Genomic DNA, 25,140 nt, shown 5'->3' with positions numbered 1-25,140 from the left:
TCTGGGAGGGCAACGAGGCGGGAGAGGCGATCTTACGCGCTGGCGGCGACGGGAGCCAGCGGATTGGCATCACGATGCTGCAAGCGGAAGAACGAGGCGTAGCGTCCACCGCGCCGCAGCAAGTCGTCATGACGCCCGGTTTCGACGATGGTGCCGTTCTCGACCACCAGAATCTGGTCGGCATGCATGATGGTGTGCAGGCGGTGCGCGATGACGATGGTGGTGCGGTTCTGGCACAGATGCTCGATGGCTTCCTGCACTTGTTTCTCGGATTCGGAATCCAGCGCAGCGGTGGCTTCATCGAGCAGGATGATCGGCGCGTCCTTCACCAGCGCACGGGCGATGGCAATGCGCTGGCGCTGTCCGCCCGAGAGTTGCGTGCCGTGTTCGCCGACCGGCGTGTTGTAGCCGAGCGGGAAACTCATGATGAAATCGTGGGCGCAGGCGGCCTTCGCGGCGTTGACGATGTCCTCGTCCGACGCTCCGGCTTTGCCGAACGCGATGTTCTCGCGAATGGTATCTCGAAACAGGTAGACATCCTGACCGACATAGGCGGTCTGCTGGCGCAACGAGCGCCGCGACACGTCGGAGATGATCTGCCCGTCGATGACGATCGCGCCGAACTTGGCTTCGTAGAGCCGCAGCAGCAGCGCCAGCACGGTGGATTTTCCGCCGCCGGACGGGCCGACCAGCGCGGTCATTTTGCCGGGCTCGGCGACAAAACTCATGCGGTTGAGCACGGTCTCGTTGCCGCGATAGGCAAAAGTGACATCGCGGAATTCGACCTTTGCTTCGGTCAATTGCAATGCGGGCTTGTCGCTGTCGTCCGGCTCGCTCGCCGGGCTGTCAACGATCTCGAGCAGCTTGCGCGCGCCGATCAGATAGCTGTTGAGCTCGATGTTGAGGCGGGCGAGCCGCTTGGCCGGTTCATAGGCCAGCAGGAACGCGGTGATGAACGAGAAGAACTGTCCCGGCGTCGCGCCGGTCGCGATGATGCGATAGCCGCCATACATCAGGACACCGGCGATGGCGAAGCCGCCGAGGGTTTCCATCAGCGGGCTGGATCGGCTCTGGACCCGCGCCATCTTGTTGGCGTTGGCTTCAACCATCCCGATATTCCGGTCGATCCGCGCCTGCATGGTGTCTTCAAGCGTGAACGCCTTGACCGTGCGGATGCCTTGCAGTGATTCCTGCATGGTTTCGAGAATGTCCGCCGTGCCGGTGAACTGGTTGTGTGCGAGGCCTTTGATCCTTTTCACCAGCTTGCGGATGACGAACAACGCAGGGGGTGCAATCAGCAGCCCGGACAGCGACATCCAGGGGTCCTGAATCACCATCACGGCGGCCAGCCCGACCAGCGACAGGAAATCGCGGCCGACGGCGTTGATCAGGAGGCTGAGAACCTGGGTCACGGATTGCGCGCCTGCGGTGAGCCGCGCGAGGAACTCGGACGAATGGCGTTCGGAATAGAACCCGACATTCTCGCGCATCAGTTTCGCGAACAGCCGGCGCTGATTGCTGGCAAGGATGGCGTTGCTGATCTTCGACAGGATGACCGTATGACCGTAGGTCGCTGCGCCCTTGAGCGTGAACAGAACGATGATCGCCAGCGACAGCATCACGATGCCGTTGATGCTGCGATTGACGTAGGTCTGGTTGATCACTTCGCCAAGCAGCCAGGCGGACGCGGCTGTCGCGCCGGCGGACAACGCCATCAGGACGAAGGCGACCGTATAGCGCCGCCAGTGCTGGAGGCCCTGTTCGGTAATCAGGCGGCGAATAAGGGCAGCCGCCCCATAAGGGTCGTCAGTGATTTTTCGTGGAAGCTCGGTCATCCGCGTTCCATTGACGCCCGGCGCAACTAGTGATCCGGTTCCGACATTCGTATCACGTCTTTCGCAGGTACTTTTACGAATGTCGGAACCAAAGGATCACTAGAATCATCGTTTGCTAGTGTCCTTTCGTATCCGACGTTTGCTCGGAAGACGCTGCAAAACAAAGCAAACGTCGGATACGGGACACTAGCGCCCCGTCAGGGTTTCTGCGATGTCCGTCTCTTGCCCGCTATGGACCGGATTTTCAAGCGAAATCAGGGCTTTTTGGTCAATTCTACACTATGCCGAAACCGCCTGCCGGCCGTCCCGGAGCCGGTCCGCCAGCAGCTTTTCCTCCCATGCGAGCGCATGGCGGGCGATGGTGTCGAGATTGTCGTATTGCGGCGTCCAGTTCAGCGTGGCCCGAATGCGCGCCGTGTCCGCGATCATGGTCATGATGTCGCCGGGGCGGCGGTCGGCGTACTGAACCGCGAAGTTGCGGCCGGACGCGCGGCGGACTGCTTCAATGGTTTCAAGCACGGAATAACCGCGGCCGTAGCCGCAATTCAGGGTCGCCGAAGGGCCGCCGCCTTCGAGATAGCCGAGCGCCGCGCAATGCGCCTGCGCCAGATCACTGACGTGGATGAAGTCGCGGATGCAGCTTCCATCGACCGTCGGATAGTCGGTCCCGAACACGTCGATCTTGGCGCGCTGGCCGGTCGCCGCTTCAACGGCGATCTTCAGGAGGTGGGTCGCACCGACCGTCGCGAGACCGATCCGGGCTTCCGGGTCAGCGCCGGCGACGTTGAAATAGCGCAGCACGACGTAATGCATCCCGTGGGCGGAGGCGACGTCGTGCAGCATGATTTCGGTCATCAGCTTCGATGAGCCGTAGGGCGACAGCGGGCGTGTCGGCGCTTCTTCGGCCACGGGCATCTGCTCCGGATTGCCGTAAACCGCGGCTGTCGATGAGAAGATGAAGCGGCTGATGTTGCATTTGACCGCGGCGTTCAGAAGGTTGCGCGTGGTCATCGTGTTGTTGCGGTAATAGCCGAGCGGGTCGCGCATCGAATCCGGCACCACCACCGAGCCTGCGAAATGGATGATCGAACTGACGTTGTGCGCAGCGATCACGCCCTCGACGAGATTCTCGTCCGCGACGTCGCCGATGAACAGGGGCACGCCTTCGGGGAGGAACTGCGAGAAACCGGTCGAGAGATTGTCGACCACGACAACGCTTTCGCCTGCATCGACCAGCGCACGAACCGTGTGGCTGCCGATGTAACCTGCGCCTCCGGTGACCAAGACTGTCATGGCATTCCAATCCGCATTGCTTCCGCGCCTGTCTCTCGCGCCATATCTTTTCGTGACCTGGCGCGGAATGTGAAGCGAACTTGTTGCCGGAAGCTTGCAGAGAAACGATGGAAATGGGGTATAAGGCCGGACTTTCTCGGGAAATCCCTTGGATTTTCCCTCAGGAACGCGGTTTATGGTTTCCAAAACGTAACGCGCATTCAAGAGTTCAAGGCCCATCACGCCGATGCACGGTATTCTGTTCATCAAGACATCGTCGCTCGGCGACGTGGTGCATCATATGCCGGCGGTGACGGATACGCGGCGGCGCTACCCAAATGCGCAACTGACATGGGTGGTTGAGGAGGCATTCGCCCCGCTCGCGCGGCTTCATCCTGCTGTGAGCGAAGTGATCCCGGTCTCCACACGGCGCTGGCGTTCCCAGTTGCTTCGCGGCGAGACCTGGAGCGAGATTTCCGCGTTCAAGGCAAAACTCAAAGCGGTCAAGGCCGAGAAGGTGATCGATACGCAGGGCCTGATCCGCTCTGCATTGATCGCGCGCACGGCATCGGGCGAGCGCCATGGCTACGATGCATCGAGCATCAAGGAGCCGGCGGCGTCGTGGTTCTATGACGTCAAGCACGCCGTCGCGCGCGATCAGCATGCGGTGACGCGCAACAGAGCGCTCACCGGATTGAGCCTCGGTTATTCGCCGGATGCTGCGATAGACTACGGGCTGGTCAAGCCACCGAGGGGCAACGCAGCGCCTTATGCGGTGCTGCTGCATGGAACATCGCGTGCCACGAAGGAGTGGCGCGAAGTCGACTGGGTCGGCACTGGCAAGTGGCTGCGCGGGCAGGGCATCGATGTTGTGCTGCCGTGGGGCAACGAGGCGGAACGCCTGCGCTGCGTTCGGCTGGCCGCCGCCATCCCCGGTAGCCGCATCCTCGATCGCCAGCCGCTTGATGTGACAGCAAAGGTGATCGCGAATGCAGCGCTCGTTGTCGGTGTCGATACCGGATTGCTGCATCTTGCTGCGGCTTACAGCGTTCCGCTGATCGCGGTGTTCCTCGCGACCGATCCCGGCTTGACCGGCCCCGTCGGCAACGGATCGATTACGGTCGTGGGCGGGAAAAACGTCTATCCGTCGTTCGAGCGCGTCATTGAAGCCGGGCAGAGATTGCCGCTCACACCTTAAGCGGTTTGCTTCGCCAGAACGTCGTCAATGAAGTCCGACAGGTTGTCGCCGTTGTACAGGTAGCCCTTGATACCTGCGGCACTGCCCGCATCGAGGTCGCGCTGCTTGTCGCCAACGACGAAGCTGCGGGCCTTGGCGACCGGCCAGTGCTTCATGAGATCGAGGATCATGCCGGCTTGAGGCTTCCGCCAGTTGCACTCGCGCGTGTAGCGGGGGACGACGCCATCGGGATGATGCGGACAGTAGCGAAAATCGTCGATCCGTGCGCCGTCACGCATAAGTTCGCCGCGCATCCAGTTGTGCAGCGTGCGCACATCGTCCTCTGAAAAAAAGCCGCGTGCGACGCCGGACTGGTTAGTAAAGACGAAGACGTAATAACCCGCGTCATTCAGCTTTCTGATCGCGTCCGTGACTCCCGGCATCCACCGGAGTCTGTCGCGGGTGCCGACATAGGCGTCGTCAAGATTGATGACGCCATCACGGTCGAGAAACGCAGCAGGTTTCGATATCGCGCCGCCCGCCGTCATTTTGTCTTTGTCGTGCTGATCAGCACTTGCTCGACCTCGTCGCAGATCGCATGCATCGCCATCATGTGGATCTGCTGGATCACGGGCGTATCGTCGGTGGGCGAAACGAACAGATGATCGCAGGAGGCGCGCATGCTTTCGCCCTTGGTGCCGGTGAAGCCGATGGTGGTGACGCCGAGATCGCGTGCGACCTTGAGCGCGGCAATGATGTTCGGCGAGCGGCCGGATGTCGTGAGCGCGAACAAAACATCGCCGCGACGGGCGAGCCCCTGAACCTGCCGGGCAAACACCTGCTCGAAACCATAGTCGTTGGCGATGGCCGTCAACGCCGAAGTATCTGTCGTCAAGGCGATTGCCGCCCAGCCGGGCCGTTCCTGCTTGTAGCGGCCGACAATCTCCGCGGCGATGTGCTGCGCATCTGCTGCGCTGCCGCCGTTGCCGATCAGCAGCAGCTTGTTGCCGGCTTTCAACGCATCCGCGACTGCGCGCGCAATGGTGTGCGTTGTCGCGCGCAGGTCCGCGCTCTGCACGGCCTTGCTGAGGCCGTCGAGCGAACTCTGGAAATGGGCCGTGATCCGGTCCTGGCTCACATGTCACCGCGTCGTTTGAAGTTGGCGTCAGTGGTAGTCACAGCGCGATAACGGCGCAAGTGCGGCCGGTTATCGAGATTAACGGGCTTCGGCGATCACGCGCTGCGCGGTCTCCACCACCTGCGAGGCCGGTATGTCGCGCATGCAGTGATGATCGTTCTGGGTGCAGACCGGCTTGTGACAGGGCTGACAGGGCAGGTCGGTGGCGCGCTTGATCGTCGCCGCGAGGCCGTTCAGCGGCGCCCAGTGATAGGGGCTGGTCGGGCCGAAAATCCCGATGGCCGGGGTGCCGATCGCGGCGGCGATGTGCATCAGGCCGGAGTCATTCGAGATCACGGTTTTTGCGGCGGCCATGGCCATGATGCCGTTGCGCAGGTCATTGCCGGTGAGATCGCGCACGCGCGGGCCGGCAAAGTTCACGATCTCGGTCGCGATGGCTTTTTCGCCGGGGCCTCCGACGATCCATACGTCGAGGCCCTGCTCGGCGAACATCCGCGCCGCCTCGGCATAGTAGGTCCAGCGCTTCGAGGCGCCGACCGAGCCCGGCGCAAGCGCCACGGCGGCGGTCTGTCCGAGATTGTTAGCCTGTCGCCAGGCGGTCACTTCCCGCGGTGGGACCACAAGCTGCGGCACCGGCCATTCTTTTGGTAGGGGGGCATCGGCGGGCAGGGCGAGGGCGGCGTTCTTGTCGATGAAGCGCGGCATGCTGCGCTCGCCCCAGCGCCAGTCGTTGATCAGGCCGAAGCGGACCTCTCCGACCCATCCGGTGCGTTGGGGGATACCTGCCAGCGTCGGCGCGATGGCGGATTTCCAGGTCCGTGGCATCACCAGCGCGGTGCCGTAACCGGCGGCGCGGAACTGCTCCGCCAGCGCCCATTGCTTTTTCAGGGCGAGTTGCCCGCGCGGGAGGTCCCAGACGATGCCTTTGCGGACGCCGGGCATGTAGTCGACAAGGGGCGCGCAGAGGCTGGTGACCAGCAGATCCACCGGCCGATTGGGCCAGCGCTCCTTGAGCACCCGGACCACCGTATGCCCGCGCACGAAGTCGCCGATCCACATATACGGAACCACCAGAACCGGGCTGGTTTCCGAGGGATCGGGCGTTACCCCGATATCGCTTAGAAATGAATTTATATTCATTTATTGAAGGGTTTTAGAGCGCACCGATCCCGGTCCGGAGAATTGTGGACGATCAGCCGGTTACCGCGTCCCCCGCGCGGCGTCCAGATGCGTTTTCTCCGGCGTTACCTCATTCTCTGCCTTCACCAAGCCCATGGACGTGAGTTGCCTGGGGGGCAGGAGTGAGGCAAAGGTGACCCGCGCTAATAGGGCGGGATTCCTTCATGCTGTTGGTGACCGGCGGAGCCGGTTTTATCGGATCGAACATCGTCGCTGCCCTCAATGATGCGGGCCGCGCGGACGTGGCCGTGTGCGACTTTCTCGGGTCTGATGGCAAGTGGCGCAATCTCGCCAAGCGCCAGCTTGCCGACGTGGTTTCGCCAGCGGAACTGATGCAATGGCTGAACGGGCGCAAGCTGGATGCCGTCGTCCATATGGGCGCGATCTCGGAGACCACCGCGACCGACGGCGATCTCGTCATCGAAACCAATTTCCGCCTGTCGATGCGCCTGCTGGACTGGTGCACGGCCAACTCTGTCCCGTTCATCTATGCGTCCTCGGCCGCAACGTACGGCGATGGTGAGCAGGGTTTTCTGGATGATGGCTCCCTGGCCGCCCTGAAGAAGCTTCGGCCGATGAATCTGTACGGCTGGAGCAAGCACCTGTTCGACACGGCATTGGTCGAACGTGTGGCCAAGGGCGGGAAGATGCCGCCGCAGTGGGCAGGCCTCAAGTTCTTCAATGTGTTCGGCCCGAACGAATATCACAAGGGCACGATGATGAGCGTGCTGGCGCGCCGCTTCGACGACATCAGGTCGGGCCGCGTGGTGCAACTCTTCAAGTCGCATCGCGACGGCATCGCGGACGGCGACCAGCGGCGGGATTTCATCCATGTCGATGACGTGGTGCGCGTGATCATGTGGCTGCTGGCGACGCCCTCGGTGAACGGCATTTTCAATGTCGGGACCGGCCATGCGCGCAGCTTCCGGGACCTTATTCTCGCGGCCTATGGCGCGCTCGGGGCCAAGCCGAACATCGAATACATCGACATGCCGGAACAAATTCGCGGCAGTTATCAGTACTTCACGCAGGCGGAGGTCGATCATCTGCGCGGCGCAGGCTACAATGGCGGCTTCACGGCTCTGGAAGACGCCGTCGGCAGCTATGTCAGGGATTTTCTCGACCGGCCCGATCGCTACCGCTGATCGTGTCACAGGGATCTAGTGGTCTGGTTCTGGCATTCGCATCCCGTTGCAGCGGTTTCTTTTGCGAATGCCAGAACCAAAAGACCACTAGCAATTAATAGGTATCTAGTGTCCTTTCGAATCCGACGTTCGCTGCGGAAGGCGCTGCAAAATAAAGCGAACGTCGGATTCGGGACACTAGAGCGTTCTCATGTTCGATTTTGACGCGCTGTCGCAAGCGATAGTCCGCCAGACAGTGCTCTGCGTCGGCGACCTGATGCTGGACGAATTCGTCTATGGCGAAGTCTCGCGCATCTCCCCGGAAGCGCCGGCGCCGGTGATCGCGGCCCGGCGCAGCGAGATCAACGTGGGTGGTGCGGGCAACGTGGCGCGCAATATCGCCTCGCTCGGTGCGAAGTGCATTTTCGTCGGGCTGATCGGCAACGACGTCGCGGGCGAAACGCTGAAGGCTGAACTGGCCAAGGAAGAACAGATCGAACCTGTTCTGGTGACCGATCCGGCGCGACCGACGACACGCAAGGTGCGCTTTGTCTCGGAGCATTTCTCGACGCACATGCTGCGGGCGGACTGGGAGCTGTCGGCACCCGCTTCGGAAATCACCGAACGCAAGCTGATCGATGCGGTCGTCAGCGCGCTGCCGCGGGCAGACATCGTGCTGCTCTCGGACTATGCCAAGGGCGTGCTGACCGCGCGGGTGATCCGCAATGTGATCGACGCCGCACGCAAGCTCGGCAAGCCGGTGATCGTTGATCCGAAGAGCGCGAATTTGGCGATCTACCGCGGGGCCACACTGCTGACGCCGAACCGTAAGGAATTTGCCGAGGCGACACGGCGTCGTATCCAGTCCGATGCCGATATCGCCGATGCCTCTATCGAAGCGTTGCGCACCGCAGACGCAGAAGCCGTGCTGGTGACCCAGAGCGAAGACGGCATGACGCTGGCGCACCGCGACGGCAGCCTGATTCATGTTCCGGCGCAGCCCGCGAAGGTTCGCGACGTGTCGGGCGCCGGCGATACGGTGGCTGCTGTCCTGGCTGTGACGATGGCGGCAGGAACGGATTGGGACACATCGCTGCGCTGCGCCACTGCCGCGGCTGCGGTGGCCGTCAGTAAACCGGGCACGGCAACAGTGTCCCTTGCCGAATTGCGGCGGAAGATTCTGCCGCATGCCTCGCTCGCCGCGGAAGAGAAAATCGCTTCAAGCGCGGCGGACCTCGATGAACATCTTGCCGAGTGGCGCGGGCAGGGATTGCGCGTCGGCTTCACCAACGGCTGCTTCGATATTCTTCATCCGGGCCACGTGCGTGTGGTGACGCAGGCGCGCGCAGCATGCGACCGTTTGATTGTTGGCCTCAACAGCGATGCATCGGTCCGGCGCCTGAAGGGCGCTGAGCGGCCGGTGCAGGATGAGCGGGCACGCGCCGAAGTGCTTGCAGCGCTCGAGGCGGTCGATCTGGTCGTGATCTTCGAACAGGACACGCCGCTGGAACTGATTACGCAGATCAAGCCGAGCGTGCTGGTCAAGGGCGGAGATTACACCCGCGAGCAGGTGGTCGGCCACGAGATCGTCACTGCCAACGGCGGTGAGATCGTGCTTGTCGACATCCTGCCGGGGCACAGCACAACCTCGCTGGTCAAACGCGCGCGAGAAGGCAAGGCATGAGCGCGAACGCGTCAAATCTCGCGACAAGCGTCTCGCCGTCGATCTGGCGCAATACGGCTGCCTGGACCAAGGCAGCTGATATCGCCGTGGTCCTCATGGCGGCCTCGCTGCCATGGTCGACGTCGCTCGTCGCGATCTTTGCCGTGGTCTGGCTTCTGGTGTTGATTCCTACGATCGAATTGCGCGATTTCACCGAAACGCTACGGCGGCCGGCCTGTTTTCTCCCGGTTCTGCTTTTCGCGCTGGCCGTCATCGGCACGTTGTGGTCGACGGACATTCCATGGGCCGCGCGCCTGCAGGGCATCAACCCGGTTGCGAAGCTGATAGCGATTCCGATCCTGATACGTCACTTTGAGAAATCCGGACGAGGCCTCTGGGTTGCGCTCGCGTTCCTCGCGTCATGCACGGCCGTCATGCTGGCATCCTGGCTGATGTTCATGGATCACCGGCTGGCTTTCGATCCGATGCGCACGGTTGGTGTTCCGGTCAAGAACTACATTGCGCAAAGTCAGGAATTCGCGCTCTGTGCGTTTGCTGCGTTCGGGGCCGCGGTCTACTTGCTGAGAGCGCAAGGGAAGATCTGGGCTGTTGTTCTGATTGTTCTGGGCATCGGTTTTCTGGCCAACATGGTGTTTGTGGCGAGTTCGCGAACGGTATTCGTCTGCATTCCAGTGCTGTTTGTCGTTTTTGCTGCGAAGCACTTCAGCCGCCGCGGCTTTCTGTTGTTGATGGCTGTTGTCGTTGCCGCCGGCGCGATTGCATGGAGCTCATCGCCATATCTGCGGATACGAACGGCCATGATTGGTATCGAGTACCAGAATTATCGTGACTCGAACGCTGTGACCTCTGTGGGCGAGCGGCTCGAGTTTTGGCGCAAGTCGATCAAATTCGTCGAGGAGGCGCCGCTTGCCGGCCACGGAACGGGTTCGACGAAAACTCTTTTCACTCAGGATGCGGTGGGGCAAACCGGCGCGTCGGCTCAAATCATCGGCAATCCGCACAACCAGACCCTCAATGTGGCGGTGCAGTGGGGACTGATAGGCGTCTTCGTGTTGTATGCGATGTGGTTTGTGCACCTGAAGATGTTTACGGGTGCAGGACTTGCAGCCTGGGTAGGTCTGGTTGCTGTCGTTGAGAATTTTGTCAGCTCACTGCTGAACTCGCACCTCTTCGACTTTCATGAGGGCTGGATCTACGTGCTGGCCGTGGGAGTTGCGGGTGGCATGGTCATGCGCGCGCAGACGCGCGGTGCACACGCGGGGCAGGCGTAGTCATGGCCGGACTGTCCCAAATCAGAGTCCCGCGCCTCACCTGGCGAAATCTGCTGATTATCATTCATGACGTGCTGGCAACGATCTTCGCAGTCGTTGCGAGCTTTTATCTCAGATTTGAGGGCAGCGGCCTCGTAGAGCGCCTGCCGCTGCTGCTTCGTATCCTGCCGTACTTCGTCCTTTTCAGCATCGTGGTCTGTTACGTTTTCCGGCTGACGACGACCAAGTGGCGGTTCATCTCGCTGCCGGACTTCTTCAACATCGTGAAAGCATCAACGGTGCTGGCGCTGATGCTGCTGGTGCTGGACTATATTTTCATCGCGCCGAACGTCTATGGCACGTTCTTTTTCGGCAAGACGACGATCATTATCTATTGGTTCCTGCAGAACTTCGCGCTTGGCGCCCTGCGCATTGCCTATCGCTATTTCCGCTACACGCGAACGCTGAACCAGGCACGCAGCCTTGACGCTGCGCCGACGCTGCTGGTCGGGCGCGCCGCCGATGCCGAGGTGTTGCTGCGCGGTATCGAGAGCGGCGCGGTGAAGCGGACATGGCCGGTCGGCGTGTTGTCCCCATCCATCTCGGATCGGGGGCAATCGATCCGCGGCATTCCCGTGCTTGGCGCGATCGATGATCTCGCGGATATCGTCGATGATTTCTCGCGCCGGGAGAGACCTCTGGAGCGCCTGATCATGATGCCGTCGGCGTTCGAGGCGGATGCGTCCCCGGAATCGGTGCTGACGCGAGCACGCAAACTTGGACTGACCGTCAGCCGTCTGCCGTCGCTTGAGGGGAGTGGCGAGGCGCCACGTCTCGCACCGGTTGCGGTTGAGGATCTGCTGCTGCGTCCGAGCGTGAAGATCGACTATCAGCGCCTCGAAAGCTTCGTGAGGGGGAAGTCTGTCGTCGTCACCGGTGGCGGCGGATCCATCGGGTCGGAGATCTGCGATCGCGTCGTCACGTTCGGTGCGTCGCGGCTGCTCATTGTCGAGAATGCAGAGCCCGCGCTTCACGCGGTGATGGAAGGCTTGATTGCCAAATTTCCTACAGCGGTGATCGAAGGTCGCATCGCCGACATTCGCGACCGTGGGCGCATCGTGCATCTCATGACCGAGTTCAAGCCGGACATCGTCTTTCATGCGGCAGCGCTGAAGCACGTTCCGATCCTTGAGCGCGATTGGGGCGAGGGCGTCAAGACCAACATCTTCGGCACCGTCAACGTTGCAGATGCGGCGGTAAGCGCCGGCGCCGAAGCGATGGTGATGATCTCCACCGACAAGGCGATCGAGCCGGTCTCGATGCTGGGTCTGACCAAACGTTTCGCCGAAATGTACTGTCAGGCGCTCGACCGGGATCTGATGCATAAGGCAAACGGCAAGGCGCCGATGCGGCTCATTTCGGTTCGCTTCGGCAACGTCCTTGCCTCAAACGGATCGGTGGTGCCGAAGTTCAAGGCACAGATCGAAGCCGGCGGGCCGGTGACCGTGACGCACCCCGACATGGTCCGCTACTTCATGACCATTCGCGAGGCGTGCGATCTGGTGGTGACAGCAGCAACCCACGCGCTTGATCCGGTGCGGCCCGACGTATCGGTTTACGTGCTGAACATGGGGCAGCCGGTGAAGATCGTGGATCTCGCCGAACGGATCATCCGGCTCTCAGGTCTCCAGCCGGGCTACGACATCGAAATCGTATTTACTGGCGTCCGACCGGGTGAGCGCCTGAACGAGATTCTGTTTGCCCATGAAGAGCCAACCGCTGAAATCGGCATCGCGGGAATCGTCGCGGCGCGTCCCAATGAGCCGCCGCTCGATACGCTGCAAAGATGGCTGTCGACTTTGGAAAAAGCCGTAGCCAGCGAACAGCGCAACATCATTGTGGGTGTGTTGAAGGACGCGATCCCGGAATTCAAGAGCGGGGCCGCTTAATCTAGCCGAGCGGTTCTCGTTGCCGAGAGAACCGGCTGAGCACCAGCGCCACGGCGCTTAACCCCAAGAGAAGCGTCATTCCCTGAACATAGGGCGATTTCAGCCAGATCGTCACGGCGGCAAGAGCTGCGAGAACGATGTTCAGGACAAAGACCTCGCCGACGACCTGCGTCACGCTGAAGCCGTTGTTTGTCGCCTGCTGGTAAAAATGAGACCGGTGAGCGATCCAAACCGCTTCCCCCCTCATCAGGCGCCGAAAGAGCGTGATCGTCGCGTCGGCAAGATAGTACAGCGGCAGCAGGAGCGCGGCGAGCAGGTGGCCGTGTCCGGCAAGCTGAAGCAGGCACCATCCCATCAGCAAACCGATCGGCAGGCTGCCGACATCGCCGAGAAAGAGTTTCGCGACAGGCTTATTGAACGGCGCGAAACCGATCATCGCGCCGCAGAGCGCGAGCGCGACAATGGTCGGGCCGGGAGATAGTTCGCCGTAGAAGCCGAACAGCGCGAGCGCAGCCGTGACAGGAACGGTCTCCGCGACGGTGATCCAGTCGAGACCGTCCATGAAGTTGACGAGATTGACGAACCACAGTCCGCCGATCAGCAGCAGGGATCGCTCCAGCCAAACGGGCAGGGTCGGCACAAGGTGGAATTCAGCGGGAAGCGTTGCGAGGACCATGCCGACGGCAACCGCCTGCATCAGGAGACGAGGGCCCACTGGCATCGTCCGTAAGTCGTCGTAGGCACCGACCAGGGCGAGCAAGATAGTCGCAGCGAAGATCGCGAACAGCGAAGAAACATTCGCCGCGCCAAAAACAGATGCCGATACGGTGACCGCGGTGATGACTGCGATGATCACCGCTGCGCCGCCGCCTTGCGGCGTCGGTACGCTATGCGACGAGCGCGCATTCGGCCGTGCCAGCGCGTAGCGCTCCAGCAGAGGGTGCAGCACGACAATCAGTACTGAGCAGAGGATGCAGGCTGCTAGCGGCGTTGCGATGGTCAGCAATGGATTCATGAAATGAAGGCCATCCGGTCAGCGCTTGATGCCGATGGCACACCAGTAGGGCACGCGTTCCGAGAAGCGGATGTCCTGAAATCCTGCGGCTGTCAGCATGTCGTTGATCTGCGCGCGCGTGAAGCGCTGTTCAAGGCGCGTGCAGAACCGGTCATAGGCGTCGGTTCTCATGACATAGAAGGCGCGATGCTTGTAGGATTCCAGCGGCAGGGCTGCGGCGGAGAATCCGAGCCGCTCGACAAGAGCAGCAAGGCGGGCGAGCGGCCAGTAAACGATCACCGCAATGATCTGGCTGATCCACAGTCGCGGTTTTTCCGGAAGAGCCGAGATCACAACCCGGAAGAGATTGCTGAATTTCCAGAGCGCGCGATACCAGGCCGGCCGGTTGTCGAGGGCATAATAGAGATAGATCAGGAAGGGCGCGCCCGGCTTGAGTTTCGTGGAGACCTCGCAAATCGCGGCCTGAGTGTCGGGCACATGGTGCAACACGCCCAGCGAGAAAGCGAAGTCGAGCGAACTGTCCGGCAGGGGAAGTTCCCCAACGCTGGCATGATGAAACGTTACGTTCTTTGCCGCGGCCAGATTCGCGCGAGCGACATTCAGCGCATCGGCACTTGCGTCGAGAAGATGGAGGTGTCCGACGCGAGGAGCGACCATGACGGACCACCGGCCGCTGCCGCATCCGACATCCATGCCGACCGCGGTGGCAGGCAAGCGGTCCCAGGGGAAGATATGGAAATAGGACTCAAAGATGGCTGCCCTGTCGTCGGCTGAAAATGCATCGTCTCCCTGACGGAAGGTCGACCATTCATGGCCGAATCCGGCGGCAACCGCGGGGTCGACATTGCTGGGCGGACGATCAGGCATGAATTCTCATATGGTTGCCGGTGCGAGGACTTATGTAATGCGTGCATGGCTGCGGAGTGTTTAGTCAAACTCGGAAGACGTGACAACGTCCTCAGGCCTGCAACGGTTCTCATAAATCATGGGCTGGGCTGTTCCCTGTCAGGCGGGGCGTTTTTTCAAGCCCCTGACGGCGCTTTTCATCGGCACGTCAAAGCGATAGTAAGGCGACCGGAATGTCGGGGAGTGAGTAGCTTTGGTGGCTATTCGGTTGCTTCAAATGCTGCTCGCGGCTGCGCTGCTTAGCGGGTGTACGTTCTTTTTCGACGTGCAGGACTCCGTTCAGGCGGACCCCCAGCCGGACTCCCGGCAACAGCAGGTCATCTTCAGAGAGATCCAGCGCATTACACAATCGATGAAGCAGGTCGGTCCTTCGGAGATTTCCAACGTCGGGCCGAATGAAGCGCAGTCGGGGCCCGAAAAATGGACGGTTTGCTCACGCGCTAACTTTGGCAACGAACAGCGTTACTTCACGTTCTTTCTGAAGGGCGAAACCGTTGCCAACTGGCGGCCTGCGGTCATCAATGACAAGTGCGAGGTGCGCAATTTTGTACCGCTGGAGCAACGGTAGCTAAGGCTATCGAATGCGCTGCAACTGCTCTTCATAGAGGGCAACAGTCGCCGCGCCGATGGCCTGAGCCGACATCTTGTCGACGACGAGTTGCCGGGCCGCTGCTCCAAAGCGGGCTCTCAACTCTTGCGAGCCCGCCAGTTCACTTATTGCGCTGGCCAGCGCCTGTGGGTCCTCAATCGGCACCAGCAGGCCCGTTTCTTGATGTTTCACGATTTCCCGGCAGCCGGGGGCATCGGTCGCAATCATGGGCCGGCCGCAGGCGGCTGCCTCGAGCAGGCTCTTGGGCAGTCCCTCGCGATGAGACGGGAGGGCTGCGATATGAGAGTCGCGCCATAGCGAAGCAATATCGTTGACCTGCCCCAGCCATGTGATGCCCGGCTCACGGCCCCATTGCTGCGCCTCTTCAAGCGTTACTGAATCAGGATTGGCGGGATCCGGAGTGCCGGCGATCAGGAGCCGGATATCCTCACCCCGGGTCCGCAGGATCCGGTGCGCCGCAACCAGCGCGCGAATGCCTTTGGCAGTGAGCAGCCGCCCGGCAAACCCCACGGTGATGAGGCCGTCGGGCTCGGGCATCGGCATCAACTTGTCTGTGTCCACACCCGAGCCCGGGATGCGAGCAAGGCGGCGGGGAGCAATGCCAATTGTCTCAAGGGCGGCGCGGTCATCCGGATTTTGTACGAGAAAGACCGCGTGATCCCGATTGAGAAAGAAGCGGAGCGCGATCGCGATAACGATCCGGAGAAAAAGCGCCTTCGCGGTTGTCGACGTAAACGCGTAACCGAGCCCGGTCATCGCGTTGATCTGTGGCGTCGTCATTCCCAGTGACGAGATCCCTCCCAGCACGCAAATTTGCATGCCCACATGGTGCACGATCGCGGGGGAAAGATCGCGCTTGATCTGGCGCAGCGCCATGATGGTCGAGATCGCGCCGAACGGCGACAGGCCGCCGCGTCGCAGCGGCATGGAGTGTATCGTAAAGCCCTCGGAACGGATCGCATCGGCATTCGATCCGACAGAAGCCGCCACGTGAACGTCAAAACCCGCATCGCGAGCGGCGCGGGCCATCGGAAGCCGGTGGGACAGGAAGGCCTTGTCCTCGGTGACGACGTAGAGCAATTTCATGGACGATGAAGACGATGCCGTCATTGGAGGGGGCACGGGGTACGAAACATCCGGAAACTATATCGTTTTCACGGATTGTGAAATATGGCTTTCATGCGGGATAACATCTAAAGCCATGATGTCGGGCTCATTCCAGGCGCGATGCATTTCGTCAGATTGTCGGTTGGGTGACGCTGCATGTCTTCAGAAACATACCCGTCGCTTGTACCGGGCTCAGCGCCAGCGCCCGCGTTAAAGCAGGATGCTGGCCGAATTCCGTCGCTCGACGCATTGCGCGGCATCGCCATATTGATGGTCATCTTTGGTCATTTCATTCCCGCCCGGATAGCGCTAGGCGAAGCGTCCTATCACGTAAGCTCGCTTGGGCGCGGCGGCGTAATACTGTTTTTTCTCCTGAGCGGCTATCTGGTTTTCCGAAACATCGAGAGACAAGACGCGATTACCTTCATTTCCCGGAGGCTGTTCAAGATTTTTCCGGCCTATTGGGTCAATGTCTTATTGATCGCGGTTTTCAGCTTTCTGGCGGGTACGAAATTTTTCCCGCTCGATGTCGTGCTCGGCAATTTCTTCATGGTGCAGGATATCTTTCACAAGGAGTCTTTGAGCGGCGTTTACTGGACGCTGCTGATCGAAGTGAAGTTCTACCTGTTTCTGGTACTGCAATATTTTCTTCTGCGGGGACGCGGCATTCTTCTTGTCCTGGCCGCGCTGATTTGCGCGGATGCTGCGGTCTGGTTCGTGCGCGGGCACGCAAGCCTGCTGTTGATGTTCTTCCCGGCCTTCTACGTGGGCATTCAGGTCAGGCAAGCTGAGACTGCAGGCTGGAGCCGTTTGGCCATGCTGCAGGTTGCCGGCGTGAGCCTGGTCGTTGCCGCAAGCCTTCTTGTTTTCGATGACTACTGGGTTTCTTCGGCCGCATCTCGTACAGCCACTATCTTTATCACATGACGGCAGGTTACGTTTTTCTGTCGTTGTTCCCCCCGTCCGATGTTCTGCCGTTCAATTTGATGGTTGTCATGCTGGTGATCGCTCTCACCACCGCCATCGCCTACGTCTCATATCGTCTGGTGGAAGTCCCCATGGTTGCTTTCGGCAAGAGGCACGAACACCTGTGGATACGCCGACCCGCCCGCGCGGTGCCCTGATTTACTCCTCAGCCTTCCGATCGAGGCTTCAGGCCGCGTACGGGCTTTGGACGGGGCGTGGCCCAAGCGTCGATAATTAATGATTATTATCAGTCATTTAATCTGCGATGAGGTCGCTAAACTTGACGTTCATCGGGTGAACACGATAAGGAGACGGTTGCAGGAGTGAAGTAATGGAGCGAGCGTTTTCCGAAAGCGAGCGCGAGGAAGACAGCGACCGGATCATTCTCGGTCTCCTGAATTCCGTGGAGCAGGACGGTGCGCGCTCGCAGCGGCATTTTGCAGCCGAGCTCGGGATCGCGCTCGGCCTCGTGAATGCGTATCTCAATCGCTGCATCAAGAAGGGCTTGGTCAAAGCCAGCCAAGCGCCCGCGCGCCGTTATGCCTATTACCTCACGCCGCAAGGTTTCGCCGAAAAATCTCGTCTCACGGTCGAATATCTGTCGTCGTCGTTTGGATTTTTCCGAAAGGCAAAGGCGGATTGCGTGAAGGCACTTGAGATGGCGAAGGAGCGTCACCTCAAGCGGCTTGTTCTGATCGGCGTTTCGGACCTCGCGGAAATCGCAGCGATATGCGCGATAGAGAGCGGCATTGTTCTGGTCTGCACGGTCGATCCATCAGACAAGCTGGATCGCTTCGTCGGCCTGCCGGTGGTTGCCGACCTTGACGCGATCGACGAGCGCGTGGATGGCGCGCTCGTCACTGCGCTGGTGTCATCACCGGCAATCGATGCTCTGGTCGGAAACGCGCGCGAGAAATTCGGTGCGGACGCTGTTCTGATTCCGGAACTTGTCGATTCGCGGCCGCGGAAGGCGAGGGAGCGCTCCGCATCATGACAATATCCTCGAATTCCGCGTGGTATGTCGCCCAGACTCAAATCCAGTCGGAAGCGAAGGCCAGCGCCAACCTTGTCCAGCAAGGTTTCGAGGTTTACGTGCCGCGTTATCTCAGGACGGTAAGGCATGCGCGACGCGTGAATGTCGTCAAAGCTCCGCTGTTTCCAAGCTACATCTTTGTCCGGATAGATATGGAAACCCAGCGCTGGCGCGCGATCAATTCGACAGTCGGAGTCAAGCGCCTGGTCGGACATGAGGGGACGCCTGCGCGGATCGCGACGGATGTCGTTGAAGGTCTCAAGGAGCACGAGCAGGCGGACGGTTTCATGTCGATGATGTCTCCGGCTGTGCGTTTCAAGGCTGGTGACGCTGTTCGTATCTTGCGCGGTGCGTTCGATTCCTGCCGCGGAATATTTCAGGCCCGGACGGACAACGAGCGGGTTGAGATTTTACTTGAAATGCTCGGCCGTAAAGTTCGTGTCGTGACGGATGCGCAACTGATTGAACCGGCGTGATGGCATCGTGCCCGCGCCCGGTGCCGTCGCAACCGCAATAATCGGAAAGCATCGTGACTTCTACGTCATACGATTTCATAAAGGATGCGTGGGCGACCTTGCGCTGGAAGCTGCCGCTGCTCGCGCTGCTGACTTTCGCCAATGCGCTTCTCGAAGGAGCGACTGTTGCCGCACTGTTGCCGTTGCTCGCGAGCATAGGCGGGGAAAGTGCCTCCAGGCCGGATCGCATCAGCAAAATACTTGATGAAGGAATGGGTTGGTTCGGCTTGTCGCCGACGGCTGGAACCATCGCTGGATTGATCGTCGTTTTGATCGCCGTCAGCGCGGTGACTTTTATCATTCAATCTTATGTCGCTTCGCGGCTGCAGGCGCGCTACGTGGCATCCTGGCAGCGCCGGATGTTTTCGGCATTTCTTGCCGCCGACTATGACTTCTTTGTTTCGCGCCGGACTGGTGATCTGGTTGCTGCCGTTACCAACGAACCGTGGCGGATCGGTCTGGTTTTCTCGCAGGTCAATCTCGTCATCGCTGCGATGCTCTTTGTCTTCGTGCAGATCGTCATCGCGCTTTTCATCGCGCCGGTGGTCGTTGGTCTGCTGGTTGTGGTCGGTGCGTCGCTGTTTGGTATGACACGCTGGTGGACCGTGCGGGCTGCGCACTTCGGAACCGAGCTTACGAAGGTCAATGCCGACCTGACGGTCGACACAAGCGAGATCGTCGGCGGTGCGAAATTCGTCAAGGCGACAGCGACGGAAGCTCGTGCATTCGATCGCTTCGCCGGTTCTGTCAACCGGCTCGAAATTCTGTCGTTCGGGAACGCATTCGACAGTCAAATTGTGCGCGCGATCTTCGAGTACAGCGGCGGGCTGCTTGTTGTTGGGCTTCTTTTTCTTGGCCCCAAATTCCTGTCTGTTGATGTCGGCGCTATTCTGGTGATTGTCGCCATTTTTGTACGGCTTTTTCCCAAGATCACGGGACTGCGCCAGAATCTTCAGATCGTCGATTTTCACATTCCAGCGTTTGGAATAGCATCGGCGTTGCTTCGTGAAGCAGAATCGAAACGCGAGGCGGCCTCCGTTGGGAAGCCGGATGGATGGCCACCGGAGGTCGTGCCTGCTTCCATCGCGCTGGACGGTGTGTCGGTGACGCTCGGCGAGCGGGCGTTGCTGACGGGCGTGAACGTCGAAATTCCAGCCGGCGCATTTGTTGCGTTTACCGGTCACACCGGGGCAGGGAAAACAACGTTGATGGACTGCATTCTCGGTCTGCGGCGGCCGACATCGGGTGTGATACGCGTTGATGGACATGCGCTGGACACTTTGCCGAGCTCGGCGTGGCGGAAAGGCATCGGCTATCTCGGACAGGATCCGATGCTGTTCAATTCCAGCATCGGGGACAATCTGCGCTGGATCAGACCGCAAACAACCGACGACGAAATTCACGCGGCGCTGGAAGCCGCTGCCGCGGACTTCGTCCGCAATCTTCCGAATGGACTCGGAACGATTGTCGGCGACCATGGCAGCAGGCTGTCTGGCGGTGAGCGTCAGCGCATAGCACTCGCGCGCGCCTTGCTGGGATCGCCGCGCCTTCTCGTGCTTGACGAGGCGACAAGCTCGCTGGACGCGGAAACCGAGGAAATCGTAACCAGGGCGCTGATACAGCTGAAAGGCCGGATTACGATTGTTGCGATCTCGCATCGGCCGGCTTTGGTGCGCGAAGCTGATTTCGTCATCAATCTCGGCAACGGCCGGGCAGAGCGGATTGAAACACCGCTTGTTCAGCTGGCCGCTGACTAAGATCCCGTCCTCTGAGACCGGTATACATACTCATCGCAACCTGAACCGAATATTCCGCTCGACTTTGGCCGGGCAAAGACGCGCTCTGCCTTGAAGCCGAGGGCCGCAAGATGACGATCCACCTCCGGGGCAAGCGCTGATTCATATGGATAGCCGCCGAGCCAGTCATGAACGTCGTGATCGAAATCCATGCCGCGCCGTGAGGTGTAGTTTGCGATGTAATCCGCAAACGGTCCCTGCCGGGTCATGGCTCGTGCAAGGCGGAACGCGCCGATATATCCGCTCTTGATTGCATTCTGGATGAACGGCGGAGCACTCGTGTAAAGACGTTTCTCGAGCTTCCAGAACGGGTCTAAAAGCGTTTCGCGATAGAACGCGACTGCGAGGAGGCCGCCCGGAGCGACGAGCGCGGCTGCCTTGTCCAGCGCTTGCCACATATCGCCGGTGTGATGCAGCACGCCCCAGGAATAGACGATATCGAATACCCCGAATTGTTGGGGAGTGAGATCGAAGACGCTGACATTCTCGATTTGCCAGGGCGTGTCCTGCCCACGTTCGGACAGGACGTGTCTTGCCGTGGCGGCACTGTTGGGATCGATGTCGACACCGACGACGCGAGCCACGCCGAGCCGCATTGCTGCCAAGGCATGAAGACCGGACCCGCAGCCGATATCGAGAAAGGAGCGCCCCTTGAAATCGTCCGCCGGAATGAGTTTCAGCAGTCCTTCCTTGGCCTGCTCGATTTGCGGCTCTCCGATCAGTTTCGCATAGGATGCCCAGTTTTCGCCGAAAGCGAAATGACTATCCAGTTTCTTGAGAGCTTCGTTCGACACGCAAAAGGTTCCTTGTTGAGCTTTCTTTTGCCCAATCAGCCCCGAAGCGCAAGATGTGATGCGTTCTCAGGCGCCAAGCTGCGCATGAATGCTGGTGAATTCGAAGTATTCCTCACGCGAGCGATAGGTCCGACCGATACGTTCGTTGCGCAGAACAGAAAACCCCCGAGCGGAGAGCAGGGCTTCATACTCTTCCGGCTCTGTAAAATGAAAGGGGTAGTACTGGCCGAAAAAGGGCGAGGTGGTTCTGTGAAGACCGTCGAGTGTGCTCTCATCGATCATGCGTGATGGGCCGGGATCGCGAAAGCTGTCGTTATTTTTCGATGGCGTATAGGCAAAGAACCGGCCGGAAGGCTTCAGGATACGAGTGACTTCGTCGAGATATGTATTGAAATCCTTGTCGTCGAAGCAGTAACCCGAGAAGACATCGACAACGGCATCGAAATGATTGTCCGGATATCCCGTCGCGATCATGCTGCCTTGTTTGAGTGTCGCCTCCACCTGCCATCGGGACAGGACTTGCTCGCAAAGCCGGAGACCTTCCTCCGATAGATCCAGGCCATGGGCGTCGAAGCCTTCTCGCGCAATCATCCAGAGATTTGCGCCCGAGCCGCAACCCACCTCGAGAAACCGGAGCGTCTTTCGTTCGCTCGGTGGCAATGGAAAATAGTAGCTGCCCATGAAGCGCAGCAATTCCTCATTTGGGTAAAGGCGCTGCGCGGAAAAGCCTAGTTTCTTGTACGTTCCGTCGTGGAACGTTTTGGCGGCTTCACTTAAGGGAGCAGGCTGCATTTTGGAGCATCATTCCTGACTGGACGGAGCGTGGCTGATAGTCAAAGATAGCTGATATTAGAGGTTAAGTCATGTTTGAGAAATTTGATGCCATCGTTGTCGGTGGTGGAATATCGGGTCTCATTGCCACGCAGATACTGAGTCAGGCCGGCTATCGAGTTCTGCTTGCGGAAAAGGAAGCAAACCTCGGTGGCACCAACGGCTCGTTCCGTAACGCGCGAGGTGACACTTTCGATTTCGGCTACCACACCATCGATTACAACCGTTCGCCTTTCACGACGCGTTATTTTGCGCGGATGCTGAAGGGAAAATTCCACCTGTTGTCGCTGCGCAGGGGCATCGCGTTGCAGGGACATACGCTGCCCTATAACGCTCCTGTTTCGGAATGGCCGAAGGATATAGCCGACAAGATCAGCGCATCGGAATTTCACGATACCCTGAACGGCCCACCAACGCGTGATGCCATCGAAAAGATCTACGGTCCTTTTCTGACACGTGTCGCGTTTGACGAAATCCTGCCGTCATATCCGTCCCTGGCCTGGCAGAAGAAAAAGGGTAAGCCGGAATCTGATTTGATGGATTCGGTCTATCCCTGGTTTTTCCCCCAGACCTCACCCAAGGTGGTCGATGGGCCGGAATGGGTTAAATTTCACCAGAAGGTGCGCAATCAGGGCGAGCATCAAGTGATGTATCCGGACGAAGGCGGATTTGGTGCATTCATCGGCGGGATATACGACCACATTGATCATTCCCACGTAACGGTCGTGAAGGGGTTCGCGTCGATCGACATCGTGATTGATAAAAAAGATCAGCGTGTTTCAAACGTTGTCATCGATGGGACTTCTTACTCCGCCAGCCTATACTTTTGGTGTGCGCCGCTGGTGATCATGGGGCGGTTGCTCGGGATGCAGTTTCCTGTCGCTCACCCGCAAATGCTTTGCCTTGGCAGTTTTGCGTTCGAGAACGAACTTCCGTTCCGATTTCATGAGATTTTGGTCGGTGAGAAGGACGTCCCGATCAATCGCATTTCCTTTCCGGGAGCGATTGCCGGAAAGAGGAACAACCTTCTTCAGATAGAATTCGCATATCCGGTCGGCGACCTGGACATCAAGGAGGATACCTGGAGAGCCGATTGCCTGCGGTATGTTCGGGACAGGGGACTGATCCCTGCAGACAGCGAACCCGTAGAATACGCATACTTTGGCGCGGTGAAGGGCTTCATCTCGAGTTATGATCCGCGGCAGATGGTGGCGGATTTTCAGGCCCGGCTTCTGAGCACGACCAACGTTACCTATCCTTACATCGGCCTTGAGGCCGATAACATCAACCGTATCGTCCCGTCGGTGTTCAAGCAGGTCTATCAAGCCATCGCCGACGAAGCGGCTGTTTAATCATGGTTTCTCCGCAAGCGAGGCGTGGAAAGCCCTTGACGTTCATGACGTGAACATACTAAGGGTAAGTGGCTGTTGTTACGGGCATCTTCGCTCGCACACTCGAAAATGACCATTCGGTCGCCGAGTGGGCTTGCGTCGTGCCGGGATCGGCTCTAGCCGTTTCCGCGCTTTCAGGCCTCTCTGGGAAACGGTCATGAGTAACCTGCCGCCACGTACGGTCACCAATTTTGCGTTGTCGGACCGATACCGCGAGCGCGTGCATCAGGTCATTGTCGGCGGCGCCCACACCTATTCACGAGGCGATGATCAGTTTCCAGCGCTCGCGCCCGCCGCGATCGCCCGTGGCAAGGGTGCGCGGGTCTGGGATCTCGATGAGAACGAATACATCGACTGCACCCTCGGTCTCGGGGCCGTCAGCCTTGGCCACGCTTACGAGCCCGTGCTGGCCGCAGTGCGCGAGCAGCTTGAGCTCGGCGCAGGTTTTCAGCGCCCAGCGGCACTCGAGCTCGATCTTGCAGAAGAGTTCCTCGCGCTCACTCCAGGGATGGATCGGATCAAATTTGCGAAGAACGGATCCAATGTAACGACAGCAGCGGTCAAGTTGGCTCGCGCTTACACTGGCCGCGAACTGGTGGCGTTTCCAAAGAATCATCCATTTTTCAGTTTCGACGATTGGTTCATTGGCTCAACTTCGATCCACTCGGGAATCCCGGACGGGGTGCGACGTTTCTCGGTCACTTACGATTCGACAGATCCCGATACGTTGACCGCGCTCTTTGCGAAATATCCGGGACAGATCGCCTGCGTGATCACCGAACCGGAGGAAATGATTCCGTGGTCACCGGATGCAGTCCGTGCAATCGAGGTGATCGCCAAGCGCGGCGGGGCCGTTTTCATCGTCGATGAGATGATCACAGGTTTCCGCGCTGGCTTGCCGGGCTCATATGTCCGCCTCGGGTTGACGCCTGATCTGGCGACATGGGGCAAGGCAAGTGGCAATGGATTTTCGTTCTGCGCGCTTACGGGCAGGGCCGAGATCATGGACCTTGGCGGTATCAAGCAGACATCCCGGCCTCGCGTATTTCTTCTGTCGTCCACTCACGGCGGTGAGGCGCATTCGCTGGCTGCGGCCCGTGCTGTCATTCGTGAATACAGCACCAAGGATGTACTCGGTCATCACAAACATATCGTTGCGCGCGTTGAAGCGGGGGTCCGCCGTGCTGTCGAGAAGCACAAGGTTGGCGGTGCTATCGAATTGCACCCGGCATCCTGGCGGATATTTTTCGGCTGCAAGGATGCGGACGGACAGGTCTCGCTCGCATTCCGCACTTTGCTGCTGCAGGAGATGATCGGGCGCGGCGTATTGTTCCAGGGCGTGTTTCTGCCATGCTTCTCGCATAGCGATGCCGACGTCGATACCATCGTTGAAGCGTTCGATCAGGCGTTCGCGGTCTATGCGCACGCTTTGGAGCACGGGCTGGATCAGCATCTTGTCGGTGACGCGATACGCCCGGTGTTCCGCAAGTATGTCAGTTGTGACCGGGTGTGCGCGGACGACCCTTGCGAACACGAGATCGTCAGTCAGGCTGGCGGCAGCTAGATCA

22 protein-coding genes are annotated in these 25,140 nt (G+C 59.7%); 12 read left to right on the top strand and 10 right to left on the bottom strand.

All coding sequences use genetic code 11. The features are described 5' to 3' along the window. Nucleotides 1–32 precede the first annotated feature (32 nt). Both AC1Q67_RS04115 and galE read right to left on the bottom strand, forming a co-directional pair. Entirely contained in the window at nt 33–1,835 is a 1,803-nt protein-coding gene (locus AC1Q67_RS04115; protein WP_492235097.1) for an ABC transporter ATP-binding protein, read from the bottom strand. Nucleotides 1,836–2,114: 279 nt separating this feature from the next. After that, nucleotides 2,115–3,128 carry a UDP-glucose 4-epimerase GalE gene (gene galE, locus AC1Q67_RS04110; RefSeq protein WP_024574733.1) on the bottom strand — a complete coding sequence of 338 codons (1,014 nt, stop codon included), beginning with the start codon at nt 3,126–3,128 and terminating at the stop codon, nt 2,115–2,117. 226 nt (nt 3,129–3,354) lie between these two features. Here galE and waaC point away from each other — a divergent pair, with 226 nt between their 5' ends. Then, nucleotides 3,355–4,305 carry a lipopolysaccharide heptosyltransferase I gene (gene waaC / locus AC1Q67_RS04105; RefSeq protein WP_492235098.1) on the top strand — a complete coding sequence of 317 codons (951 nt, stop codon included), beginning with the start codon at nt 3,355–3,357 and terminating at the stop codon, nt 4,303–4,305. On the opposite strand, the gene AC1Q67_RS04100 is transcribed toward waaC, so the two are convergent. The 3 genes from AC1Q67_RS04100 to waaF form a co-directional block, all read right to left on the bottom strand. After that, on the bottom strand, nt 4,302–4,832 hold the full coding sequence (locus tag AC1Q67_RS04100; RefSeq protein WP_492235099.1) for an HAD family hydrolase: 531 nt from the start codon (nt 4,830–4,832) through the stop codon (nt 4,302–4,304). The genes waaC and AC1Q67_RS04100 overlap by 4 nt on opposite strands. Further along, nucleotides 4,829–5,422, bottom strand: a complete 594-nt coding sequence (locus AC1Q67_RS04095) for a D-sedoheptulose 7-phosphate isomerase (RefSeq protein WP_492235101.1) — start codon at nt 5,420–5,422, stop codon at nt 4,829–4,831. Before AC1Q67_RS04095 ends, AC1Q67_RS04100 begins: the two co-directional genes overlap by 4 nt. A 78-nt stretch (nt 5,423–5,500) precedes the next feature. Continuing rightward, nucleotides 5,501–6,562 (bottom strand): lipopolysaccharide heptosyltransferase II, encoded by a 1,062-nt coding sequence (gene waaF, locus AC1Q67_RS04090; RefSeq protein ID WP_492235102.1) that lies wholly within the window; start codon nt 6,560–6,562, stop codon nt 5,501–5,503. A gap of 203 nt (nt 6,563–6,765) precedes the next feature. On the opposite strand from waaF, the gene rfaD reads away from it, so the two are divergent. From rfaD to AC1Q67_RS04070, 4 genes are all read left to right on the top strand, one after another. Beyond that, nucleotides 6,766–7,746, top strand: a complete 981-nt coding sequence (gene rfaD / locus AC1Q67_RS04085) for an ADP-glyceromanno-heptose 6-epimerase (RefSeq protein ID WP_492235103.1) — start codon at nt 6,766–6,768, stop codon at nt 7,744–7,746. A gap of 190 nt (nt 7,747–7,936) precedes the next feature. Continuing rightward, nucleotides 7,937–9,409 (top strand): D-glycero-beta-D-manno-heptose-7-phosphate kinase, encoded by a 1,473-nt coding sequence (gene rfaE1, locus AC1Q67_RS04080; protein ID WP_492235104.1) that lies wholly within the window; start codon nt 7,937–7,939, stop codon nt 9,407–9,409. Continuing rightward, a complete protein-coding gene (locus AC1Q67_RS04075) occupies nt 9,406–10,680 on the top strand; it encodes an O-antigen ligase family protein (protein ID WP_492235106.1) in 1,275 nt (424 codons plus the stop codon). The genes rfaE1 and AC1Q67_RS04075 overlap by 4 nt, the downstream gene beginning before the upstream one ends. A gap of 2 nt (nt 10,681–10,682) precedes the next feature. Beyond that, nucleotides 10,683–12,608 carry an SDR family NAD(P)-dependent oxidoreductase gene (locus AC1Q67_RS04070; RefSeq protein ID WP_492235107.1) on the top strand — a complete coding sequence of 642 codons (1,926 nt, stop codon included), beginning with the start codon at nt 10,683–10,685 and terminating at the stop codon, nt 12,606–12,608. 1 nt (nt 12,609) lies between these two features. Here the strand turns inward: AC1Q67_RS04070 and AC1Q67_RS04065 are convergent, their stop codons facing one another. Both AC1Q67_RS04065 and AC1Q67_RS04060 read right to left on the bottom strand, forming a co-directional pair. After that, nucleotides 12,610–13,623: an MraY family glycosyltransferase gene (locus AC1Q67_RS04065; RefSeq protein ID WP_492235108.1), complete on the bottom strand. Its 1,014-nt coding sequence runs from the start codon at nt 13,621–13,623 to the stop codon at nt 12,610–12,612. 18 nt (nt 13,624–13,641) lie between these two features. After that, a complete protein-coding gene (locus AC1Q67_RS04060) occupies nt 13,642–14,490 on the bottom strand; it encodes a class I SAM-dependent methyltransferase (RefSeq protein ID WP_492235109.1) in 849 nt (282 codons plus the stop codon). A 256-nt stretch (nt 14,491–14,746) separates the two neighbouring features. On the opposite strand from AC1Q67_RS04060, the gene AC1Q67_RS04055 reads away from it, so the two are divergent. Further along, complete coding sequence (locus AC1Q67_RS04055) at nt 14,747–15,097, top strand: hypothetical protein (protein WP_244432759.1); 351 nt, start codon at nt 14,747–14,749, stop codon at nt 15,095–15,097. A 6-nt stretch (nt 15,098–15,103) separates the two neighbouring features. On the opposite strand, the gene AC1Q67_RS04050 is transcribed toward AC1Q67_RS04055, so the two are convergent. Then, on the bottom strand, nt 15,104–16,225 hold the full coding sequence (locus AC1Q67_RS04050) for a glycosyltransferase family 4 protein (RefSeq protein ID WP_492235110.1): 1,122 nt from the start codon (nt 16,223–16,225) through the stop codon (nt 15,104–15,106). 177 nt (nt 16,226–16,402) lie between these two features. On the opposite strand from AC1Q67_RS04050, the gene AC1Q67_RS04045 reads away from it, so the two are divergent. The 4 genes from AC1Q67_RS04045 (at nt 16,403) to AC1Q67_RS04030 (ending at nt 20,517) form a co-directional block, all read left to right on the top strand. Next, nucleotides 16,403–17,173 (top strand): acyltransferase family protein, encoded by a 771-nt coding sequence (locus AC1Q67_RS04045; RefSeq protein WP_492235111.1) that lies wholly within the window; start codon nt 16,403–16,405, stop codon nt 17,171–17,173. Nucleotides 17,174–17,543: 370 nt separating this feature from the next. Next, nucleotides 17,544–18,206, top strand: a complete 663-nt coding sequence (locus tag AC1Q67_RS04040; RefSeq protein ID WP_492235112.1) for a winged helix-turn-helix transcriptional regulator — start codon at nt 17,544–17,546, stop codon at nt 18,204–18,206. After that, nucleotides 18,203–18,721 carry a transcription termination/antitermination protein NusG gene (gene nusG, locus AC1Q67_RS04035; RefSeq protein WP_024574748.1) on the top strand — a complete coding sequence of 173 codons (519 nt, stop codon included), beginning with the start codon at nt 18,203–18,205 and terminating at the stop codon, nt 18,719–18,721. The genes AC1Q67_RS04040 and nusG overlap by 4 nt, the downstream gene beginning before the upstream one ends. A 53-nt stretch (nt 18,722–18,774) precedes the next feature. After that, nucleotides 18,775–20,517: an ABC transporter ATP-binding protein gene (locus AC1Q67_RS04030; RefSeq protein ID WP_492235113.1), complete on the top strand. Its 1,743-nt coding sequence runs from the start codon at nt 18,775–18,777 to the stop codon at nt 20,515–20,517. Here the strand turns inward: AC1Q67_RS04030 and AC1Q67_RS04025 are convergent. Together AC1Q67_RS04025 and AC1Q67_RS04020 are read right to left on the bottom strand one after the other, a co-directional pair. After that, complete coding sequence (locus tag AC1Q67_RS04025; RefSeq protein WP_492235114.1) at nt 20,514–21,350, bottom strand: class I SAM-dependent methyltransferase; 837 nt, start codon at nt 21,348–21,350, stop codon at nt 20,514–20,516. The two genes, AC1Q67_RS04030 and AC1Q67_RS04025, sit on opposite strands and share 4 nt — an antisense overlap. Nucleotides 21,351–21,416: 66 nt before the next feature. Then, nucleotides 21,417–22,142 (bottom strand): class I SAM-dependent methyltransferase, encoded by a 726-nt coding sequence (locus AC1Q67_RS04020; RefSeq protein WP_492235115.1) that lies wholly within the window; start codon nt 22,140–22,142, stop codon nt 21,417–21,419. Nucleotides 22,143–22,213: 71 nt separating this feature from the next. Between AC1Q67_RS04020 and AC1Q67_RS04015 the strand changes: the two genes are divergently transcribed. After that, the gene (locus AC1Q67_RS04015; protein WP_492235116.1) at nt 22,214–23,533 is read left to right on the top strand and encodes an NAD(P)-binding protein; all 1,320 of its coding nucleotides are present in this window, start codon (nt 22,214–22,216) and stop codon (nt 23,531–23,533) included. 196 nt (nt 23,534–23,729) lie between these two features. After that, nucleotides 23,730–25,136 carry a glutamate-1-semialdehyde 2,1-aminomutase gene (locus AC1Q67_RS04010; protein ID WP_492235117.1) on the top strand — a complete coding sequence of 469 codons (1,407 nt, stop codon included), beginning with the start codon at nt 23,730–23,732 and terminating at the stop codon, nt 25,134–25,136. The last annotated feature ends 4 nt before the right edge of the window (nt 25,137–25,140 follow it).

The sequence above is a fragment of the Afipia sp. GW823-FHT06G09 genome (assembly GCF_058794875.1).
The sequence above is the reverse complement of the archived record's forward strand: the minus strand, read 5'-3'. Positions and strand labels throughout refer to the sequence as shown.

What these genes read in the sequence shown, in the direction of transcription:
- rfaD (WP_492235103.1), top strand. Translation starts at nt 6,766, where the DNA reads ATGCTGTTGGTGACCGGCGGAGCCGGTTTTATCGGATCGAACATCGTC.
- AC1Q67_RS04050 (WP_492235110.1), bottom strand. Translation starts at nt 16,225, where the DNA reads ATGAAATTGCTCTACGTCGTCACCGAGGACAAGGCCTTCCTGTCCCAC.
- galE (WP_024574733.1), bottom strand. Translation starts at nt 3,128, where the DNA reads ATGACAGTCTTGGTCACCGGAGGCGCAGGTTACATCGGCAGCCACACG.
- AC1Q67_RS04055 (WP_244432759.1), top strand. Translation starts at nt 14,747, where the DNA reads ATGCTGCTCGCGGCTGCGCTGCTTAGCGGGTGTACGTTCTTTTTCGAC.
- AC1Q67_RS04070 (WP_492235107.1), top strand. Translation starts at nt 10,683, where the DNA reads ATGGCCGGACTGTCCCAAATCAGAGTCCCGCGCCTCACCTGGCGAAAT.
- AC1Q67_RS04115 (WP_492235097.1), bottom strand. Translation starts at nt 1,835, where the DNA reads ATGACCGAGCTTCCACGAAAAATCACTGACGACCCTTATGGGGCGGCT.
- AC1Q67_RS04100 (WP_492235099.1), bottom strand. Translation starts at nt 4,832, where the DNA reads ATGACGGCGGGCGGCGCGATATCGAAACCTGCTGCGTTTCTCGACCGT.
- AC1Q67_RS04045 (WP_492235111.1), top strand. Translation starts at nt 16,403, where the DNA reads ATGTCTTCAGAAACATACCCGTCGCTTGTACCGGGCTCAGCGCCAGCG.
- AC1Q67_RS04020 (WP_492235115.1), bottom strand. Translation starts at nt 22,142, where the DNA reads ATGCAGCCTGCTCCCTTAAGTGAAGCCGCCAAAACGTTCCACGACGGA.
- nusG (WP_024574748.1), top strand. Translation starts at nt 18,203, where the DNA reads ATGACAATATCCTCGAATTCCGCGTGGTATGTCGCCCAGACTCAAATC.
- AC1Q67_RS04060 (WP_492235109.1), bottom strand. Translation starts at nt 14,490, where the DNA reads ATGCCTGATCGTCCGCCCAGCAATGTCGACCCCGCGGTTGCCGCCGGA.
- AC1Q67_RS04040 (WP_492235112.1), top strand. Translation starts at nt 17,544, where the DNA reads ATGGAGCGAGCGTTTTCCGAAAGCGAGCGCGAGGAAGACAGCGACCGG.
- AC1Q67_RS04075 (WP_492235106.1), top strand. Translation starts at nt 9,406, where the DNA reads ATGAGCGCGAACGCGTCAAATCTCGCGACAAGCGTCTCGCCGTCGATC.
- waaC (WP_492235098.1), top strand. Translation starts at nt 3,355, where the DNA reads ATGCACGGTATTCTGTTCATCAAGACATCGTCGCTCGGCGACGTGGTG.
- rfaE1 (WP_492235104.1), top strand. Translation starts at nt 7,937, where the DNA reads ATGTTCGATTTTGACGCGCTGTCGCAAGCGATAGTCCGCCAGACAGTG.
- waaF (WP_492235102.1), bottom strand. Translation starts at nt 6,562, where the DNA reads ATGAATATAAATTCATTTCTAAGCGATATCGGGGTAACGCCCGATCCC.
- AC1Q67_RS04065 (WP_492235108.1), bottom strand. Translation starts at nt 13,623, where the DNA reads ATGAATCCATTGCTGACCATCGCAACGCCGCTAGCAGCCTGCATCCTC.
- AC1Q67_RS04010 (WP_492235117.1), top strand. Translation starts at nt 23,730, where the DNA reads ATGAGTAACCTGCCGCCACGTACGGTCACCAATTTTGCGTTGTCGGAC.
- AC1Q67_RS04015 (WP_492235116.1), top strand. Translation starts at nt 22,214, where the DNA reads ATGTTTGAGAAATTTGATGCCATCGTTGTCGGTGGTGGAATATCGGGT.